Below are 19,151 nucleotides of genomic sequence, written 5' to 3' on the forward strand. Positions count from 1 at the left end.
TGTGGCAGATAAAGTAAAACAAGGTAAATTAATTGTATTCTCAGCGCCTTCAGGATCGGGTAAAACAACAATTGTTAGACATTTGTTGAAACGACCTGAATTAAATCTAGAATTTTCTATCTCTGCAACATCTCGAGAAAAACGAGGTAACGAAGTAAACGGGAAAGATTATTATTACCTCTCCTTAAAAGAGTTTAAAAACAAAATTAAAAATGACGAATTTTTAGAGTGGGAAGAAGTCTACAGAGATAATTTTTATGGTACATTAAAAGAAGAAGTAGAACGAATTTGGGCCAAAGGGAAGCATGTGATTTTTGATATTGATGTCTCTGGTGGCTTAAGAATAAAACGTAAATTCCCTGAGCAAACACTAGCTGTATTTGTTAAACCACCAGATCTAAATGAACTGGTAAGACGATTAAAAGATCGCGGTGAAGAAAGTCCTGAGAAAATAAGTATGCGAGTTGCAAAAGCACCTGCAGAACTCGCCACTGCTCCTCTTTTTGATACAATTGTGGTCAATTCTAACTTAGAAGAGGCATTAGAAAATGCATATGATAAAGTTTCAGAATTTTTAGATCAATAAAAATGAAGATTGGATTATACTTTGGTACGTTTAACCCAATACACGTTGGGCATTTAATTATAGCTAATTATTTAGTAGAACATAGTGATTTGGATCAAGTGTGGTTTGTTGTCACTCCTCAAAGCCCATTTAAGAAGAAGAGCAGTTTATTAGATGACCATCAGCGCTTGGAGATGGTATATTTGGCAACTAAAGATTATGATAAACTGCGCCCTAGCGATATTGAATTTGGTTTAAAACAACCTAATTATACAATTGATACATTAACATATTTGTTTGAAAAATTTCCTCAACATGAATTTTCATTAATTATGGGTGAAGACAATCTGAAAAGTTTTCATAAATGGAAGAATTACGAACAAATTCTTGAAAATCACAACATTTTAATTTACCCAAGACTCTCCTCAGGTAATATTGAAAACCGATTTAAAGATCACCCAAAAATTTTTAACGTTTCTGCTCCAATAATGGAACTATCTTCTACGTTTATAAGGAGAAATATTAAGGCTGGGAATAACGTCAGGCCAATGCTCCCCGATAAAGTGTGGCATTATATAGACGAAATGAATTTTTATAAATAATTCTTTGTTAAAATTCGATTAAATTTCAATTTGTTCTCCGTATTAATTATTTTTATTTAAGCAAAATCTGATTTGAAAATATGATATTATCCATAACCATTTTATCTATACTTTCTGCCTTTATTCTCAATAAAACAAGAAGCATTTCTGTAAGAAACAATTTAAATGCTAAAAGTGAGAAAAGGTTAATTATATCGAGTGTATTGATTATTATCTTCTTTATAACCAATATAACATTGCCTTATCCTAAGTCCCTATATTGGTTTATTGGATTGAGTGTTGTTTTTGTCGTTTCTGTTTTATCTTTTGATATTTTAAAGTCAGAATTTAAGAGGTTTAAAACATTAGAATTAAAAGATAAGGTAGTGAATGTTTTATTCTACAGTCTTTTATTCGTTGTTACCAACATATACTTCTAAAATTTAAAAGTGTAATCTAGTATTTTGATGTTATTATGTCTTCCTAAGACATTATGAGTTCAATTTTATTACTATAAATAAAAGGACAACTTTTTATGGTTGTCCTTTTCAAAATATTTATTAATCAAGATACTTTACCTTACACCTCCATCATCTTCAGGTGTATCGATATCAACGACATCACATGATGTTTTAGAGGCCTCAACATACATTGCCCAACTATTCCCTTCAAAATCTTTAACAGTATACTCTCCAGAGCTTGAATCTAAGTTGGCAACTTGCCCACCTACTTGACCTGCCCAAGCTGTTTCGCCACCATTAGGTCCGCTTACCTCTGCATGAGCCGCAAAACAATAGGTATCTGTATAATCAGGTAATGCATTTAAATCTACAAAATATACCACTTCGCTAATATTCTGTGTATGTGGCTCTGTATGTTCAAAGCGACCTATTTTGGGGTTACCTGAACCTGTTTGAGGCGCCCATTGTTCATTACAGTCACCAATACTCATATGAGTTAAATCTATGTCCCAATCTTCAATTGTGGAGTATGTTAGTATTAAATGTGTTTCATTTCTATCAATTGATACAGAACCAACTACTTCATTTTGTCCTGCAACCAAATCTACACTTATACATGGTTCATCCAATGATGATCTTTTAGCTATACTATTCTTTTTTGTAGATTCTTTAATTATAAAAAAGCTTTGTTCGTTTGATGAATAATTTAATTCACTTTTATCGCAAGAAAAATAGAAAATTGAAATTATACAAATAAGTAATAAAGTTGTGTTAGGTTTCATAATCATGAGAAATTTGGGGTTAATTACTATCAAGAATAAGTAAAATGTCGATAATATGCTAATTTATTCGTTGTAATGCAGTTTAATTTAACAAATCAGAAATGATAAAAAGCATCTTTAAGATGTTCTAATTTAAAAGATTGATTTTCCTGTACAATTGCGATAATATCAAACCTAACCTCTAAATCTAATTGATCTTCTGTTATATATTCATTCACGGCCTTTACTAAGTTCTTAATCTGTTTAGGTTTCACAAAATCTTGTGGATTACCAAAATCTACAGTCGTTCTAGTCTTAACTTCAATAATTGATAGAATTCCTTCTTTTCTTGCAATAATGTCTACTTCTGCTCTATCAAAACGGTAATTGCGTTCTAAGATGTCATAGCCGTTTTTAATTAAAAAATCTACCGCTAATTGTTCTCCCTTTTTACCAAGATCATTGTGTTGTGCCATACCTTGAAAATAGAAAATAATATTACATTTAAGTAATATAATTTATGTTGAGATTCTTCAATTCAATATTTGACTTTCCATTTAGCTTTGGGCAAAAAAGCTCTTTACTTTTAATATTCTTTTTTCATGGAATAGTATTCTCATTTTTGGTATTGCGTAAAGGTCTAATTAATAATAATAAGGCAAGTAAATGGTTAAGTCTACTTTTGTTTCTTTATGCAATGTACATTACACCATACATGCTGGGCTATGCAAATTGGTATTCCGACAAGTTAACGGCAGATATTTTATTTTTTATTCCTTTTATGCAAGTATTATTAATTGGCCCAGTGGTCTTTTTTTACACTAAAAGCTTGTTGAACACAAACTTTAAACTTGCAAAAAAAGATTATATCCATTTTATACCTTCAATACTATATGCAATTTACAGTTTAGTTGTTTTTATAACAGATAAATTGATTTTAGATGAATACTATTTTTATGCCGATGGCAGAGATAAGGATTTAGCCAATTGGTATCAAGCTACTGGGTTGTTATCTATGGCATTTTATTTAGTCTTAAGTCTTAAGTATTATTCTAATTATAAGAAACTCCTTTTTGATACTGTAAGTTATGCCGATACGTTGTTGTTTAAATGGATTCGAAATTTTATGATTGCTTTTTTAGGCATTCTTGTTCTTCGTGTTCTATTCTTTATACTAAACCCAGATTGGGGCGAATTCGGTAGTCAATTCTGGCACTATATTGCATTTTCATTTGTGTTTTATTATATCGCCATTAATGGTTATAGCAATATTATTAAGCAAATAACCTTAGAAGGCGAAAAATTAAAAACCATTAATGTTTTTTACGAAGGTATTTCTAAAACCGTAGTAGAAAATGACCCTTTAAATGAAGGTGAAAAAGATTATGTGATTTGGAAGGATAAAATTTCTGAACTAATGTTAGAAAAACGCTTATTTGAAAATCCACGATTAACCTTGTCTGATGTGGCAAAAGAATTAAATATTACAACAAAAATTGTTTCGTCAGCTGTAAACTCTGGTTTTAATATGAACTTTAATGACTTTATCAATCATTACAGAATTGAAGCCGTTAAAGAAAAGTTGAATAAAGGAGAACACAATCGTACTACTCTTTTGGGAATTGCTTTAGATTCAGGTTTTAATAGCAAAGCAACATTTAACAGGGCATTCAAAAAAAGCACCTCTCTTTCCCCAAAAGATTTTATCGAAAAATTATCTTAAAATACGTCTCAAATCAAGATTTGAAGCGCCTAGTGTCATGGATATTGTGACATTTATCTCAAATTAAAATATCGTCATGAGAAAATCATTTACACTTATTGTTTTGTTAATTTCAATTTCACTTTTTGCTCAAAAGCAACTAAAAGTCGTTGATTCTATTGTCAATTCAAAACTTTCAGACAATGACCCTGGACTATTTGTTGGCGTAGTTAAAGATGGAAAAATTATTTATGAAGGTTACAGAGGTTTAGCAAGTCTTCAGCATGGTGTTAAAGTTGATGAAAACTCACGTTCTAATATTGCATCAACAGCAAAGCAATTTACAGCCTTAATGATATTGAATTTAGCGCTAAACCAAAAGTTAAGTTTAGAGGATGATATTAGAAAATATCTCCCTAGTCTATATCCAGAAGTGAAAGACGAAATTAAAATTAGGCATCTCATTAACCATACGAGTGGTGTGAGAGATTTTTACGATTTAATGAGTATACAACAAGAGCCATGGTGGAGACGAGAGGGTTTAGATAATGACGATGCCATAGAATTGCTTAAAAACCAACAAGATTTAGCTTTTAAACCTGGTTCAAGATACATGTACAGTAATTCTGGCTATACATTGCTAACTAAAATAATTGAGGTGGTTTCAGGCGAAAAGTTTCATGACTATTCAGGAAATTTCTTTAAAAATTTAGGAATGAACAATACTTCTTTTTTAAAAAATTATATGCACGTAATTCCTAATCAAGCCTTACCATATTCTGATTGGGGCGATGGTGTTTGGCAACAGTATCCTATGATAACCAATCTTTATGGTGATGGATTTTTATTTACTTCACTTAAAGATCAATTAATCTTTGAGCAAGCAATACAAAATGCACGGTTTAATAATAATAGACTTCTTATTGAAAGTCAAAAACCAATTCCAAATAGCGAAATTACAACCTATGGTTTTGGGTTAGAGTTAGATGATAGACTCAACTATAAATCTATACATCATTCTGGTGGCACGGGCTCTTACCATTCACAAACTATTCGCTTCCCAGAAGAAAAATTAACCATTTTTGTAATGAGCAATAATAGTAGACTTTGGAGTGGTGCTATTGCTGATGAAATTGCAAAACTGTTTCTTCCGAAAAAAGATATGGTTATCGCTTACGATAAAAGTATGAAAGAAGTTTCTAATGACATTGCGACATCTGAAATTTTAGGTCAATACCTTTCTCCGGGCAACTACTTAATTCGAATTGAAGAAAAAGACAATAAAATAACCTGGAGAAATGGCAATAATAATCCCATAGAACTTAAAAAGGAAGCGCAAAATCTATATAGTATCTCATATAACTCCATGACTAAAATAGGATTTTACAACAACGAATTAATCCTATTCTATCCCTCTGGCAAAACATCTGTTTATAGTAAAATACCTAAACAGGAAGTAACACTCGCCGATTTAGAAAGTTATGTTGGCCAATATTACAGTGAGGAATTAGATGTTGAATTTTCTATAAATAATGTAAAAAACAAGTTAACTATTTCACTACATGGGTGGGATGAGGTACAAGATTTAGAAGTCTTAAACAGAAATGAACTTTTAGTTTTTGATTATATCTTAAAAATAGAACGCGACCAATTTAATAGAGTAACAGACATTCTTTTAACTACAAATCGTGTGCTAAATAATAAATTCATCAAAAAAACGAACTTAAAATTTCAGCCAAAAATCGAAACTAAAAATGGTTCAATAAATGTCACTACCATAGGGTCCAAAGATGGTGAAACTTTAGACATTCTGTTAACCAAAAACTACCCAAACGGCAATGAAATTTGGTCACAGCGGTTTGGCGGAAATAGTTATGATAAGGCTAGTTCTATTTTGGCGACAAAGGATGGATATCTAATCATAGGATCTACAAGCTCTTATGGAAAAGGTAACTATGATATGTTTGTTATTAAAACTGATAAAAAAGGGAATAAGATCTGGCAAAATACATATGGCAATTTCTACAACGAATATGGGTATTCAGGAGAAAAAACTGATACTGGGTATTTGATAAAAGGAACAATTCAAAAATGCTCTTCAAACTCCGATGTATTTAATAGAACCTGTACAACTAACGTTTGGTTTGTTTCTGTGGATGAAAATGGTATGGAATTATCAAATCAACTACTTGAAGAAATAGATTAATTCTTAAAAGTAATTGATGACTTATCTTTTTTAGAACTTAAAGTAATTGTTCTACCTAATATCAAGGCTCTGTTATCTTTTTCGTGGCCTGCAGGCATATTGAATGCGATTGGGAAATTATATTCAGACAAAGCATCAACAATTAATTCCTCTATCGAAGTTCCCCAAAGTGTGGTGTTTTTTCTAAGCTTAGACATGTCACCAACAATTACACCTTTGCAATTATCAAAATAACCAGCTCTTTTAAGGCTTTGTAACATCCTGTCAATATGGTACTTGTACTCACCAATTTCCTCTATAAACAAAATTTTACCGGTGGTATCTATACTTGTATCTGAACCCAACATAGTGTGCAACATTGTAAGATTGCCGCCAATCAACTGTCCATTAGCCTCACCTTCTCTATTATACTCTGATCCCTCGAGAGTGTAATTAGTTGGATTTCCAAATAAGGCAGATTTAAATGTGGTTACCGTTTCTTGTATTTCACTTAAGTCTTTTGTTAAACTTACACACATCAAAGCATGTAAAGATTCAATTCCTTCATTATGCAATTGATTATGCAAAGCTGTAATATCACTATAACCAATTAACCATTTTGGGTGAGCTTTAAACTTTGTATAATCTAACTTATCTAAAATTCTAACAGTACCATAACCTCCGCGAGCGCACCATATAGCACTTATACTGGCATCATCTAAGGCATTTTGAAAATCCTCACAACGCTCTTCATCAGATCCAGCAAAATGATCTGCCTTATTAAATACATTTGCACCTAATTTAGCGTTTAGACCCCAACTATTAAGTAATGTTATAGCCTGCTGTATTTCACCTTCACGACTTTTTAAAATTCCTGATGGTGCAACAATTGCAACTGTATCACCCACTTTAAGATATGGAGGTCGTATTAATTGTGATGCCATTGTAGTAAAAATTTCAGTATCATCTTGTGCATATACGCTATCCGAATAAAAAATAATTATACCAATTATTAAGTAAACAAAAAGGTGTCTCAAACTCATAAAACTGGCTTTTTGTAAATGTACATTTTTTTTCTAAATCCCTTATATATTACGTACTTTTGTGCCTTGCTAAAGCTAAAATAATGCCTAAAAGATATACCGTAACAGCTGCCTTACCATATACAAATGGCCCTATTCATATTGGTCATTTAGCAGGTGTTTACGTACCAGCTGATATATATTCAAGATACTTAAGATTAACTGGTAATGATGTAGCCTTCATTTGTGGTAGTGACGAACATGGTGTTCCTATTACGATCAAAGCAAAGAAAGAAGGAGTTTCACCACAAGACATTGTAGATAAATATCATGCAATAATTAAGAGGTCTTTTGAAGATTTTGGTATTTCATTTGACAACTATTCGCGTACATCAGCGAAAATTCATCACGATACTGCATCAGAATTCTTTAAAACCTTATATAATAAGAATGAGTTTGTCGAAGAGGTTTCAGAGCAGTTATACGACGCAGAGGCAAATCAATTTTTGGCCGACAGATTTGTAACAGGTACCTGCCCAAAGTGTGGCAATGAAGAAGCTTATGGCGATCAATGTGAAAATTGCGGATCGAGTCTTAATGCTACAGACTTAATAAATCCAAAATCAGCCATAACTGGTAACGTGCCTACTCTAAAAGAAACAAAGCATTGGTTTTTACCATTAAATAAACACGAAGATTTTTTAAGAGATTGGATTTTAAAAGGCCATAAAAAAGATTGGAAACCAAATGTTTATGGTCAGGTAAAATCATGGGTAGATGATGGGTTACGCCCAAGAGCTGTAACACGAGATTTAGATTGGGGAATTCCGGTACCTGTTGAAGGTGGTGAGGGTAAAGTACTCTATGTATGGTTTGATGCACCAATTGGTTATATCTCATCAACGAAAGAATGGGCTGAACGTGTTGGAAAAAACTGGGAAGATTACTGGAAAAACAAGGACACAGAATTAATTCATTTTATAGGAAAAGACAATATTGTTTTTCACTGTATTATTTTTCCATCAATGTTAAAAGCAGAAGGCTCTTACATACTTCCAAAAAATGTACCTGCCAATGAGTTTTTAAATTTAGAAGGCAACAAGCTTTCTACATCAAAAAACTGGGCCGTGTGGTTACCAGATTATTTAAAGGAATTTCCTAATCAACAGGACGTTTTACGATATGCATTAACAGCTAATGCACCAGAGACAAAGGATAACGACTTTACTTGGAAAGATTTTCAGGCAAGAAACAATAACGAACTTGTTGCCATCTTTGGCAATTTTATAAACCGAGTTGTTGTATTAACCAATAAGTATTATGACGGTATTGTACCGCAGCCCTCAGAGTTTAAGGATATTGACAAAGAGACTTTAACGACCTTAAAAGCATATCCTTCAGTTATATCAAGTTCTATTGAACGCTTTAGGTTTAGAGAAGGAAGTCAAGAATTAATGAATCTCGCTCGATTAGGCAATAAATATTTGGCTGATGAAGAACCTTGGAAAACGATTAAAACAGACGAAGCAAGAACCAAAACAGTAATGTATGTCGCATTGCAAATTGCATCTGCACTTGCGGTCTTATCCGAACCATTTTTACCATTTACATCAAATAAATTAAAATCAATTTTAAACTTTTCGGAATTAGAGAAAAATCTCAGCTGGGAAAATGTGTCTAATCTAGAAACACTTATACCAGCAAGTCATAGTATCATTAAGGGTAAACCAGAATTGTTATTTTCTAAAATTGAAGATTCTGAAATTCAAAATCAATTGGACAAACTAGAGGCCAATAAAAAAGCAAATGAAAATGCTAACAAAGCTGTTGAACCTCAAAAGGATGAAATCTCTTTTGATGATTTCACAAAATTAGATCTTAGAGTAGGTACTATTTTAGAAGCAGAAAAAATGCCAAAAACCAAAAAGCTGCTAGTGCTTAAGGTAGATACAGGAATTGATACCCGAACTATAGTTTCTGGCATTGCTGAAAGTTTTAAGCCAGAAGAAGTAATTGGTAAACGCGTAACCGTTTTAGTGAATTTAGCGCCTAGAAAATTAAGAGGTGTAGAAAGTCAGGGAATGATATTAATGACTGAAGATGAATCTGGCAATTTAGTTTTTGTAAACCCAGATTTTAGCGATGTTTCGAATGGTCTAAAGATTAGTTAATAGTTTTACTGTTAAAGAGTTAACAACTTGTGTTTTACTTAAAACGGCGTTAAAGTAAGTATTTACTGGCATAATTTTTGATATCTTTATATGAAAATTCATTAGCTATGATTAAAACTACTTTCACCTCATTTTCATCCTTCATATTTATATTTCTGATCACTCTTTGTGGCAATTCTCAAAATGGTTCGGATATTTTTGAATCCTATGAAAATTATGTAGATGCACCACGAGAAGTCGTATATCTTCATTTAAACAAATCAACCTACATCAAGGGAGAGAACATTGGTTTTACAGCCTATGTTCTAGACAAGAAAGAAAAAACACCTTCTTTAATAACAACAAATCTCTATGTAAGTATATCAGATAAAAATAACAATGAGGTTAAGCAACAATTGGTTAAAGTTACAAATGGCGTAGCATCAAATGTAGTTAAAGTTGACTCTCTCTTTACTTCAGGAATTTACAATGTAAAAGCTTATACCAATTACATGCGTAATTTCAATGAGCCTAACTACTATTCCGAAGCAATTAAAATCATTGACCCAGAAGTAGAAACTTATATTGAAAGTTCGTTAGTAGAAAATGATATAGACGCACAGTTCTTGCCTGAAAGCGGTCATCTATTACATGGTATAATAAATAATGTTGGTGTGGTTATAAAGGACAGTCAAGGTTTTGGACTTCCTAATATTGCGGGAGAAGTCATGGACAATAATAATGAGATTGTTTCTACATTTAAAACCAATAAACTTGGGTTGGGTAAATTTCCGTTAATGGCAAATATTGAAAACACCTATACTGTGAAGATAAAATATGCCAATGAAGATTTTAGTTTTCCTCTAGGTCATGTGGTAGAAAAAACCGGAATTGTACTATCCATAAAACGTCTTAAAACAAAATTATTTGCCTCAGTTATAACGAATAACCAAACACTAGATCTTATCAGAAATAATCGTTATACATTAATGTTACATAATGGCGATGGTTACGAAATAATGGACATATATTTTACTGATAACACTACAGTCACCAAAGCAATTGAATATGAAAATATTCCTGTAGGAACCAATATACTCACATTATTTAATGAAGATGAAAAACCCGTTGCTGAAAGGTTGTTTTTTAATTACAACACTGTAAATCCCCTTTCATCTAATACAATAACTGCAAATAGAAAAGGAGATTCTGTTTCAGTAAAACTTAATTATAGGAATATTGATCCCAATCAATTTAATAATTTAAGTGTATCTATACTACCCACTGAATCAAAAGCATATAATAGACATAATAATATTTTATCGCAGACCTTTCTTCAACCCTACATTAAAGGATCGGTTGAAAATGGCAAGTATTACTTTGAGAATATTGACGATAAGAAACGCTACGATTTAGATAATCTTCTCTTAACTCAAGGCTGGAGCAGTTATGACTGGAATAATTTATTTCTCCCTGAAATCTTACCATTCCCTTTTGAGCAAGGTATCTCCGTTAAGGCCAATGTTAATAATCCAGATCATAAAAAGGATGTATTTGTACTTCATCATTTTGATGACAGCGAACCGCGATATAAAAAACCTACAGAAGGTGATAATAGTTTTATTTTTGAAAATCTCTTTCCTGATGAAACAAATAGAATTCTTATTTCAAGATTAAAAGAGGATAACAATATGGTGCCTGCACAATTATATTTACAACCAGTACCTAATGTTATTCCGCGATTAAACCAATTTACTAAACCCATACAACCAAAATTTGGTTACAACATTAGTGATAAGTTGAAAGTGGCAGCGCCTATGGCAGAAAATTTTGATAAAATTCAAGAGCTTGAAGAGGTTGTGGTTACGTCCAAATTAGAAAAGCAACGCGTCAAAACACGTAAACTAAATGAACATAGTTATGGTAGAACAAAAGTTATTACCCAAATGGATCGTTTTACATATAACACTTTAGAGCAGTATTTAGCATTTAATAGAATTACTTTAGGACTAAATCCGTTAACTAACGAGGCAGCATACTTTAGTTCGAGGGGTAATAGAGGACCAGTAGCTGTATTTTTAGACGGAATCCCATTACTAAATTTAGATATATTGTCCACTTATACATTAGCAGATGTTGATCGTGTAGACATAAATTTAGGAGGGCTGGGAGAAGGTTTTAGAGGACTAAATGGTGCAGTAAGAATTTATTCTTCTCAAAAAAGTTTCTTTGATAATAGTAATAGAAAAACTGCTGAAAACTATTTACTTCCATTAACATTTAGTGCTAAGAAAAAATACTATGTGCCAAAATATAGCTCTTACTATGACGCTTTTTATAAAGGCTATGGCACTATAGATTGGAAACCTGAACTAAAAGTAGACGAACAAGGAAATTTAACTTTCAAAATAAAACGCCCTACCACACCTATTAAACTTCATATTGAAGGTATAGCAAATGATGGTATGTTTGTAGTAGAGAAAAAGTCAGTATCAATTAATTAGATAAGCAGACTATATTATAGACAATGCTTAAAATAGCATATCACCCAATATATAAACATCCATTGCCAGAGGGACATCGTTTCCCTATGGAAAAATACGATTTGTTACCTCAGCAATTATTGCATGAAGGTACGTGTATAAAGGATAATTTTTTTGAACCTTCAATACCCAATGACAAGTATATTCTAGCAGTGCATGAACCAGAATATTACTATGATTTGGTTAATATCACTTTAGATCAGCGCGCAGCAAGAAAAATTGGTTTCCCTTTGAGTGAAGTTCTTGTAGAGCGTGAAGTTATAATCGCTAAGGGTACCATTGAAGCAAGTCTACATGCACTAGAAAATGGAATTGCGATGAATATTGCAGGTGGTACGCATCATGCCTATACCAACAGAGGTGAAGCTTTTTGTTTGCTAAATGATCAGGCTATTGGCGCAAGGTATTTGCAAACTAAAGATTTGGTAAAGAAAGTTCTTATTGTAGATTTAGATGTGCATCAAGGTAATGGTACTGCACAAATATTTCAAAACGATGCATCCGTATTTACCTTTTCGATGCATGGTAAAAGCAATTACCCTTTTAAAAAGGAAACGAGTGACCTTGACATTGCATTAGAAAATGACACTAATGATATTACCTATTTACAGATCCTTAAGTCTACATTACCCAGATTAATCGACCAAGTAAAACCAGATTTTATCTACTATTTATCTGGAGTTGATATTATCGCTACAGACAAATTAGGCAAATTAGGACTAACTGTGGGAGGTTGTAAGGAAAGGGATCGATTTGTTCTAGAGATTTGTAAGGCAAATAACATTCCAATAATGTGTAGCATGGGAGGTGGATATTCGCCAGATATTAAAACCATAGTAGATGCACATGCCAATACGTTTAGATTGGCTCAAGAAATCTTTTTTTAACAGTCTCATAAATTAGATTAAATCTTAATTGTAATTTTTCATTTCAGAAGTGCTATTCTACTTTAAATTCAGCGATTAAGTGAGTATCTTTACAAAAAAGTATATATCATGTTATCAAAATCAATAGAAGCTGCATTAAACAAGCAAATAAGAATTGAAGCCGAATCTTCTCAAGTATATTTAGCAATGGCTGTTTGGGCTGAAGTGAAAGGGTTAGAAGGTATTTCTAATTTTATGTACGATCAGTCTGATGAAGAGAGAGAGCATATGCTAAAGTTGGTAAAATTTGTCAACGAAAGAGGTGGTCATGCACACATTTCAGAACTTAACGCACCAGATGTTACTTACAACAGTTTTCAGGAAATGTTTGAAATACTTCTGAAGCATGAAATCTTCGTATCAGAAAGTATCAATGAATTAGTTCATATTTCATTGCAAGAAAGAGACTATGCCACGCATAATTTCTTACAATGGTACGTTGCTGAACAGATTGAAGAAGAAGCTGTTGCGAGAACCATTCTAGATAAAGTAAACATGATTGGTGACGATAAAGGTGGTTTATATCTGTTTGATAGAGACATACAACAACTTACGGTTAATTCTGCCGCCCAAGATTTAAGTGGTGGAGTTTAATTTGTTAAATTTTATTTAGAATAAATAAAAATAATTATTTTTCCACGTTGATTTTCTAAAATTCAATGGGCAAGAAAAACAAAAAGCTAAAAAAGGAACGCATTAAAGTTCTTGAAACTTCAGGCTTTGATGTCTTAGGCAACGTAAAATCTAAATGTTGCAAAAAATATAAAAAAGCAGAGCACAAAAGGTGTAAAAAATGTCCATGTTTTGATTTGCTTAAAAAGGTAGCATAGTCTTCCACATATCGCATAAAACAAGCACTTAAGGATTGTCGCTGTTAATTATTTTGAAAGAATTCTATCAATTATGGAATTTTGCATTATTTTTAATGACCAAAAAATATTGAACTATGACAAAAATTACCTTCAATTTTAAAAATTTATGTGCATGTATTCTGATGGCTTCTACTCTTCTATTAGGGGCACAAGATGATACCACTGAATTACGTGAAATGATACCAACAAGGCCAGCTTGTGAGCTCCCACTAGGTGCATATGTAGGCCAAATTTCTATACCAAGAGCACCAGAAACTATTGCTAGAATGGCCTCAAGCGGAACTCCTTGTTCAACCTTCATTGTTAATTATACTGGGTTTACGCCTGAAGCTCAAGCGGCATTTCAATATGCTGTAGATATTTGGGCCAATTCTATAGAATCTACTGTTCCAATCAATGTGAGTGCAGAGTTCACTTCACTTGGACCCGGTGTTCTTGGAAGTGCTGGACCGGCAACTTTTTTAACCTCAACTGCTCCTGGTACAATCCCTAATACGTTTTATCCTGCTGCATTATGGGAAAAACTAGAAGGTGCAGACAGAAGTATATTTGGTGGCTCAAATGACATAAATGCAAACTTTAGTAGTGATTTCAACTGGTACTATGGAACCGATGCGAATCCTCCAGCAGGACAAGTAGATTTTGTTACTGTAGTTTTACACGAACTTGGTCACGGTCTAGGTTTTACTGACGGATGGGCAAATATAACACCTAGTTTCCCAGATGATATAGGTTCCATACGAGAACCAAATAATAATATCCCAGCGATATTTCCCCATTTTATGGAAAATGGTTCTGGCACAGATATATTAAGTTTTGCTGATCCATCTGCCGCTTTGGGTATAGAACTAACGGGTAATAATTTGTTTTGTAATGCCCCTACGGCGATTCAACAATTAAATCAAGGCGGTACATTACCTAAATTATATGCTCCTACCGCATGGAGTGGAGGCTCAAGCATCAGTCATTGGGATAATGCCACTTTTCCAATTGGCGATGTTAACTCATTAATGAGATCTTCCGTTAGCGCTGGTGTAGCAAATCATAATCCAGGTTTTATTACATTAGGATTCTTCCAAGATATGGGTTGGGGAATTTGCCCAGGATCATTGTCTGTAGATGACTTTACAGTTTCTAACGTTGCAGTTAGTCCAAATCCGTTTGTAAATGAAATCACTGTGACTTTAAATAAGGTCTATAGTGATTCCTTTGAATTAAATCTTATAGACATTAACGGTAGATTAATTATGTCTCAGAAAAGTGATGCCTCAAATGGTAGAATTACACTTTCAAACTTAAGCGATTTAGATGATGCGCTTTATTTTGTAAAAATCACTAATTCAACAACAGGTAATAGTGTTACTAAGAAAGTAATTAAAAACTAAGTTATATATACTTTATATAAAATAAAAAGAGCAACCCATGGGTTGCTCTTTTTTATTAAAATTTAACTTATAGTTTTAGCCTAGTAATTTATTAAATCTGCTGTTTCTTTAATATTATCCTTTAAGTCTTTGGCCATATCCTGGTTACCATCTTGATCATTTGGATATATCTCAATAATTCCATTGTTATTATCGTCTGTAGCTTCCGTTAGATCAATTTGTTTTAAAGAGCTCAAAAATTGTGAAATATCAAATTGAACTGTTAAGTCAACCATTCCACCATTAACTCTTACTCCTGTACTTCTTCCAATATCTAAATTTTCACTGGTATCATGCCAAAAAATAAAGGGTTGATCATTAATGGTTCCTTCAATGTATATTGATTTATCATATAACTCATTCGTAATAGGTAAATCTTCATCCTTGTGGAATTTAAACCTAAGCTCTTTATAAAGACCATCGGGAACTACAACATTTCCTATTGTCTGCGATAAAGCACTTGCATCGTCAAGGAGATCGATCTGATAGGGTCCTCTGAATCTTATTTCATCCGTATCAAGATTGCTACTAGAATCGTCGTCATTCTTAAAAACCACATCTCGAATTGAAATTCGAAAATCAGTTAATACTACATTTTCATTATTTCCGCTTTTGACCATTATAGACCTTGAGCTTAAACCTTCGTCATTTACAGCACTCACTTTGAGTTTAATTCTGCTTTGGTCACTTTCTTCTTTAGAACAACTAAGTGAAAAAAGTGAAAGTATAAAAATTAATAAAATTGCTCTTTTCATAATACTAAATTTTGTCTTTTTATAATGTGTTATGTGTAGATTTGAAACTTGAATATGACGTACTAAGAACACCTCAGAACAAACCTAATGGTGCTCTTAGCCTTCATGTTATAAATAATATTTCCCTAGCTAATTTCTCTCAAAAGTTAACATATCCGTACCTCCATTTCCGCCACTAATATCAATGAGTTCAATTCTTGTTGAAGTTGCACTTACGATATCCCAATCGTCATTTAAATCTTCAAAATCGTTACTATCTGGAACTGGAAAGAAAATATTAAAGTGAATATCATAATCATTACTATTACTATCATCATTACTATTACTGTCATCAGATATAGACCAAGTACCAGTAAATGTATTTGTACCGTTTGAAGCAACAAGCGAACCATCCATGTTGAAGGTGAAATCATAACCACTAAAGTCAGAAGTTTCGTTTTCTCCAGAATCAATGAAGTTTGAAACTCGCCATGTACCCGTTTGTACATTATCTTCAATTTGTGCTATTTGCTGACTATTGTTATTTGGGTTGTCGTCATCATCACTAGAACACATTGATGACATTAATGTAAAACTCAACATTAATATAAACCCAAGATTGAATACTTTTTTCATAATTATAAATTTTAAATCGTTTGTTAATTACAGTTTTTGAAGTGTTAAGACATCGGTTCCACCTCCACCTCCACTTACATCTTGAATGACTACTTCGGTATTAGAAACAGAAATTACATCCCAATCATCATCATTGAATTCCTCAAATGGAATATCAGTCCCAAAATCTAAAGCCATTTGGTTACCAGAACTAAATACAGACCATGTTCCATTGTTTGTGTTAGATCCATTTGTAGCAGTAACAGTACCATTGACATTGAATTCTATTTCAAAACCACTGTAATCTGACGTTTGATCCTCTGAATCTTCAGTGTAAGAAGCTACTATCCATAAACCATCAATTAATATGTCTTCTAAATCGTCATTTCCACTACCACCATCAAATGGTGTTCTTTCAAAGGTTATGAAGTCTTCAGACCCGTCTCCGCCACTTATATCTTTTAATCTAATAATGTCATTGGTTACTTCTAGTACATCCCAATCGTCAGCTAATTCGTCTAAAGGCATGCTAGTACCAAAATTCAAATTTAGTCCAAGTTCGGTGTCATCGCCTGAAGTTGTAGACCATGAACCATTTGTTGTACCACTCATGTCAGTTGCCGTTGCCGTATTATTTGATGCAAAATTGAATACATAATCTTGAAAATCTGATGTCTCATCGGTATCGTCAAAAAAGTAAGTTATATACCAATCACCATTAGTCAAGGCATTCACTAATGAGGAATCGTCAACGTTACCATTAGATTGACAATCGCTCTCAAATCGTAATCTATCATCTCCTAATCTTAGATCAACATCTACCTCATCATCCTGTTCTATTTCATGTAATATCCACGTATCATTGAAATCGTTTAATCCAGAAATATCAATAGTTACTGAAATATTATTGCCATTGCCTGAAGCACTCCATGTACCATTGAAGGTATTTGTGTTTTGTGTAACTAAAATTGATCCATCACTGTTAAACTCAAACACATATCCCACATAATTGTCTTCTAGGTCGTTATCATTGCGCTCTAATTTATCTACAGTCCACTCAGAACATTGTGCAAAAATGGAATCAAGATCGTTAGTTGTACAGTTATTACAATCATCGTCATCATAATCATAATCATCATCTTCATCACAACTGTCATCTGCAATTTCAATGGCATTTTCAAGTTCTTGAATAGAATTTATGGTCAGTGTACTTCCATCTGAAAAAATTACTGTAATTGGGAAACTAATTGTCACGGCAGCATACTCGTCTAAGTCATCAATAAATTCATACATATCATTGTCGTTACTTATAGTGACGGTATCAATAATATCGTTATTTTCATTAAAGATAGATGCATTTATAGGATATTGAAAATCAATACATTCAATGTCGTCGTCATCTTCATTTTCACCAGGACAATTTGAAGCTAATGTCATTAATTCTGAATCAGAATTTACTACAACCGCTGTATAGTCTGTGAGAATGACCGTCACTGGATATACAATTTCAATTGAATCAATATCATCATCAAATAAGTCAATAATGTCTTCTATATCTTCATAGCCATCATCGTCATTAATGGTTATTTCAATATTGTTTACAATAACTGTTACTGGTAATTGTATACTTAAACAATTTGCACTATCAATGATATTATCATTGGAGCCGTCATTAATTGCAACATTACTCATAAGATTGGCAACTGTTGAATTGGCTACTATAGCTTCCTCAACAGGAGGGTCAATACTTAAATCATCTTCTGTTCTACAGGAAGTAGTTGTTAGTAAAACCGAAAGAACAATTAATAAGATTGGTTTCAGGGTTTTCATAATCAAAGTTTTTATTATTAATATTCGTTTTTTGATTGGCCTTTTAAATCTAGCCTCTTTATTCTTAAAACAACTCACTGATAAATTATCCCAAAAAAATTATTCCAATCTATTTAAAGTAATTTCCATGAAACATGACATTTGTTGGTTAAATACAGGTTTATTTCTACTATTTTGAATTAATTTTAATTACTAAACAGTCAAAACCCATTGCCAAAATCATTACATAAAGACATATGCGATAAAATAATATTCTCAAGTCTCTATGAGAAATATGCCCAGTCGTTAAGCAATTTGTTATTCTATAAATATGGAGAGCTTTTAAATCCTTCAGACAAAGTGCAAGAGGCATTTATTAAACTCTGGGAAAACTGCGCTAAAATAAAACCTGAAGCAGCAAAGACTTACTTGTATACCACAGCAAATAATATGATGCTTAATGAAGTTAAACATCAAAAGGTAGTGCTAAAATACAAACAGGTAAAGCCAAAGGATTATACTAATGAATCTCCAGAATTTATCTTACGAAAAAAAGAATTTTTAAAGCGATTTGAGCATGTTCTTGGAAAATTAAAGGAAGAAGAGAGGGTTGCGTTCCTTTTAAATAAGGTTGATGGTAAAACTCATAAGGAAGTTGCAGAATTTTTAGGAATAACCAAAAAAGTAGCTGAACATAGAATTTATGCAGCTTTAAATAAACTTAAAAACGAACTTGAAGAATTAAATCGAAAATAATCTTGGGACAAATGCAATTTAAGTTGTTTTAATTATATAGCAACG

17 protein-coding genes are annotated in these 19,151 nt (G+C 32.5%); 11 read left to right on the forward strand and 6 right to left on the reverse strand.

All coding sequences use genetic code 11. From position 1 onward, the window contains the following. Position 1: 1 nt before the first annotated feature. From gmk to ACFWV9_RS03405, 3 genes are all read left to right on the forward strand, one after another. On the forward strand, positions 2-586 hold the full coding sequence (gene gmk, locus ACFWV9_RS03395; protein WP_411893830.1) for a guanylate kinase: 585 nt from the start codon (positions 2-4) through the stop codon (positions 584-586). A gap of 2 nt (positions 587-588) precedes the next feature. Continuing rightward, positions 589-1,167 carry a nicotinate (nicotinamide) nucleotide adenylyltransferase gene (nadD, locus tag ACFWV9_RS03400; RefSeq protein ID WP_411893831.1) on the forward strand — a complete coding sequence of 193 codons (579 nt, stop codon included), beginning with the start codon at positions 589-591 and terminating at the stop codon, positions 1,165-1,167. Positions 1,168-1,247: 80 nt separating this feature from the next. Then, positions 1,248-1,586, forward strand: a complete 339-nt coding sequence (locus ACFWV9_RS03405; RefSeq protein WP_411893832.1) for a hypothetical protein — start codon at positions 1,248-1,250, stop codon at positions 1,584-1,586. A gap of 134 nt (positions 1,587-1,720) precedes the next feature. Here the strand turns inward: ACFWV9_RS03405 and ACFWV9_RS03410 are convergent, their stop codons facing one another. Then, a complete protein-coding gene (locus ACFWV9_RS03410; RefSeq protein ID WP_411893833.1) occupies positions 1,721-2,389 on the reverse strand; it encodes a hypothetical protein in 669 nt (222 codons plus the stop codon). A 95-nt stretch (positions 2,390-2,484) separates the two neighbouring features. Next, positions 2,485-2,844, reverse strand: a complete 360-nt coding sequence (locus ACFWV9_RS03415) for a YraN family protein (RefSeq protein WP_411893834.1) — start codon at positions 2,842-2,844, stop codon at positions 2,485-2,487. A gap of 44 nt (positions 2,845-2,888) precedes the next feature. Between ACFWV9_RS03415 and ACFWV9_RS03420 the strand changes: the two genes are divergently transcribed. Together ACFWV9_RS03420 and ACFWV9_RS03425 are read left to right on the forward strand one after the other, a co-directional pair. Further along, positions 2,889-4,091, forward strand: a complete 1,203-nt coding sequence (locus ACFWV9_RS03420; RefSeq protein ID WP_411893835.1) for a helix-turn-helix domain-containing protein — start codon at positions 2,889-2,891, stop codon at positions 4,089-4,091. A gap of 76 nt (positions 4,092-4,167) precedes the next feature. After that, on the forward strand, positions 4,168-6,276 hold the full coding sequence (locus tag ACFWV9_RS03425) for a serine hydrolase domain-containing protein (RefSeq protein WP_411893836.1): 2,109 nt from the start codon (positions 4,168-4,170) through the stop codon (positions 6,274-6,276). Here ACFWV9_RS03425 and ACFWV9_RS03430 read toward each other — a convergent pair. After that, positions 6,273-7,298, reverse strand: coding sequence for a S66 peptidase family protein (locus ACFWV9_RS03430; protein WP_411893837.1), 1,026 nt, complete (start codon positions 7,296-7,298; stop codon positions 6,273-6,275). The two genes, ACFWV9_RS03425 and ACFWV9_RS03430, sit on opposite strands and share 4 nt — an antisense overlap. Positions 7,299-7,381: 83 nt before the next feature. On the opposite strand from ACFWV9_RS03430, the gene metG reads away from it, so the two are divergent. The 5 genes from metG (at position 7,382) to ACFWV9_RS03455 (ending at position 15,153) form a co-directional block, all read left to right on the forward strand. After that, a complete protein-coding gene (gene metG, locus ACFWV9_RS03435; protein ID WP_411893838.1) occupies positions 7,382-9,448 on the forward strand; it encodes a methionine--tRNA ligase in 2,067 nt (688 codons plus the stop codon). 107 nt (positions 9,449-9,555) lie between these two features. Then, a complete protein-coding gene (locus ACFWV9_RS03440) occupies positions 9,556-11,931 on the forward strand; it encodes a hypothetical protein (RefSeq protein ID WP_411893839.1) in 2,376 nt (791 codons plus the stop codon). Positions 11,932-11,954: 23 nt separating this feature from the next. After that, positions 11,955-12,857: a histone deacetylase gene (locus tag ACFWV9_RS03445; RefSeq protein ID WP_411893840.1), complete on the forward strand. Its 903-nt coding sequence runs from the start codon at positions 11,955-11,957 to the stop codon at positions 12,855-12,857. A 108-nt stretch (positions 12,858-12,965) separates the two neighbouring features. Continuing rightward, positions 12,966-13,490, forward strand: coding sequence for a ferritin (locus ACFWV9_RS03450; protein ID WP_411893841.1), 525 nt, complete (start codon positions 12,966-12,968; stop codon positions 13,488-13,490). Positions 13,491-13,842: 352 nt separating this feature from the next. Further along, complete coding sequence (locus ACFWV9_RS03455) at positions 13,843-15,153, forward strand: T9SS type A sorting domain-containing protein (protein ID WP_411893842.1); 1,311 nt, start codon at positions 13,843-13,845, stop codon at positions 15,151-15,153. 80 nt (positions 15,154-15,233) lie between these two features. On the opposite strand, the gene ACFWV9_RS03460 is transcribed toward ACFWV9_RS03455, so the two are convergent. The 3 genes from ACFWV9_RS03460 to ACFWV9_RS03470 form a co-directional block, all read right to left on the reverse strand. Continuing rightward, a complete protein-coding gene (locus ACFWV9_RS03460; RefSeq protein ID WP_411893843.1) occupies positions 15,234-15,947 on the reverse strand; it encodes a hypothetical protein in 714 nt (237 codons plus the stop codon). Between the two features lie 129 nt (positions 15,948-16,076). After that, complete coding sequence (locus ACFWV9_RS03465) at positions 16,077-16,562, reverse strand: hypothetical protein (protein WP_411893844.1); 486 nt, start codon at positions 16,560-16,562, stop codon at positions 16,077-16,079. Positions 16,563-16,589: 27 nt separating this feature from the next. After that, the gene (locus ACFWV9_RS03470; RefSeq protein ID WP_411893845.1) at positions 16,590-18,371 is read right to left on the reverse strand and encodes a hypothetical protein; all 1,782 of its coding nucleotides are present in this window, start codon (positions 18,369-18,371) and stop codon (positions 16,590-16,592) included. Between the two features lie 210 nt (positions 18,372-18,581). Here ACFWV9_RS03470 and ACFWV9_RS03475 point away from each other — a divergent pair, with 210 nt between their 5' ends. Then, positions 18,582-19,106 carry an RNA polymerase sigma factor gene (locus ACFWV9_RS03475; protein ID WP_411893846.1) on the forward strand — a complete coding sequence of 175 codons (525 nt, stop codon included), beginning with the start codon at positions 18,582-18,584 and terminating at the stop codon, positions 19,104-19,106. The last annotated feature ends 45 nt before the right edge of the window (positions 19,107-19,151 follow it).

The organism is Winogradskyella sp. A2 (genome assembly GCF_046762865.1).
GTDB lineage: Bacteria > Bacteroidota > Bacteroidia > Flavobacteriales > Flavobacteriaceae > Winogradskyella.